At 56.7% G+C, this 1542-nt stretch carries 2 protein-coding genes; one reads left to right on the top strand and one right to left on the bottom strand.

Annotated elements, in window-relative coordinates:
* Positions 1-260: 260 nt before the first annotated feature.
* A complete protein-coding gene (locus tag AOQ71_RS50185) occupies positions 261-569 on the bottom strand; it encodes a reverse transcriptase domain-containing protein (RefSeq protein ID WP_430648611.1) in 309 nt (102 codons plus the stop codon).
* A 778-nt stretch (positions 570-1347) separates the two neighbouring features.
* Between AOQ71_RS50185 and AOQ71_RS47445 the strand changes: the two genes are divergently transcribed.
* Positions 1348-1542, top strand: a 195-nt coding sequence (locus AOQ71_RS47445) for a sigma factor-like helix-turn-helix DNA-binding protein (RefSeq protein WP_057744227.1), incomplete at its 3' end; no start/stop codon positions are given.

The following is a 1542-nucleotide window of genomic DNA, read 5'->3' as shown; positions in this document are numbered from 1 at the left end:
CCCGCCGCTCAAACGGCTCGTGCAGTTTTCCCGCAAGCCGCTTTCATGAATGGGCTTTCGCGATCTGAAGTGAAGGGATCAGTGAGACAAGGCCAACTAGCTTGAACTCCGCACGCAGCCGTTGGGTGGGATATTTCTTCCAGCCTGCGTTCCGCCACCGCTTGGCGGGCGAAACGACACCCCCTTGCGGTTTCCCTGTGGTGTTTCAAACCTCCGGCCCTTGTCTTCGTAGCCTGCCTTGAGAGTTTGCTGAATTAGCTTCAGCACTCTGCTGTCGGCCATCTGCTTCCAACCAGAGTCAGGAGTTTGTCGTGATCAACAGACCCGAAATAATCTTTCAGACCCGCATCTACGATCCACTCGTTTCCAGCCTGTATTTCGCGCCAGATCTTGGTCAGCGCATCGGCTGTCTTTCGACCCTTCCGATACCCAAAACTGCTCGGATCAAGGACCTTCTCAAAGATCGGCTCCAAGCGATTGGCCAGTGCCTGTTGGCACACTCGATCATAGATCGAGGGTATGCCCAAAGGTCTGGTCTTGCCGGGGGCTCCTCTCTTCGGGATCTCCAACGGTGCAGCGGCTGATAGGTGTCGTCGCGGAGCTCTCGATGCGGCCGTTCTAGATTTGCTTCCAGATTGGCCTCGAATTCTTCGATCGTGATCCTATCGGTTCCGCTTGCCCCTCGATTGGCGCGAACGCGCTCCCACGCAAGGTGCAAGTTCTTGCGTGCGTAAACCTTGTCCACCAGAGAGTGGACCTTCTGCTTCTGACCTTCGAGCGTCAGATAATCGGACAGTCTCCTGGAAGCGTGTCGTTCGGGTTTTTCACAAAGGGAACTTTCCATCTGCACGCTCATTTCTCATCAGCCTCAATTGATCCTTGCTCGATCCGTTCACGAACGTCCTTCCCCGGACCACTCTCGATCCGCCGTTTCCGGTCACGCGAGTTGTTCGTCTCGCGCTTCAGGTACCGTTACGTTCTCCGACTCCTGCCCCAGCATCACTTCCCACTTCGCTTGCGCTTATAGGGTCGTTCACCCGGATTTGGGCCGGGACTGATGCAGGTCTCCTGGGGTCACACATGAATCTTCCGTATCGTGCCGCCAGCAAACACCTTGGTGCGATGGGTGAATGCGCGTTCCAGACGATCGTGATCACCAATTCCAGGCCATCGTGATCACTCATTCCAGAGCATCGTGATCACCGTTTCCAGGGGATCGTGATTACCAATTCCACGGGATCGTGATCGCTATTTCCAGCGGATTGTGATCGGGGACAGCGAGCCGGACACCACTGACAGTCTGCAACCCAGGTAGCTTGGTCTTTTGCCCGACAGCAGAGGATCGAGATGCCGACAGAGAGACTGTCCATGCGCCACATTCGCGAAGTTTTACGCCTGCACTACAGCGTCGGCATGTCGCAGCGTACGATTGCCCGTAGCCTCGGCCTGGCCCAGGGCACGGTTTGCAAGTACCTCAACATGGCACGCCGCGCAGGTTTGACCTGGCCGTTGCCGCCCGAGCTCAATGATGAGGTCCGGCTC

The organism is Bradyrhizobium manausense (assembly GCF_001440035.1).
Classification (GTDB): Bacteria; Pseudomonadota; Alphaproteobacteria; order Rhizobiales; family Xanthobacteraceae; genus Bradyrhizobium; species Bradyrhizobium manausense.
This window is presented reverse-complemented; position numbering and strand designations above follow the sequence as displayed.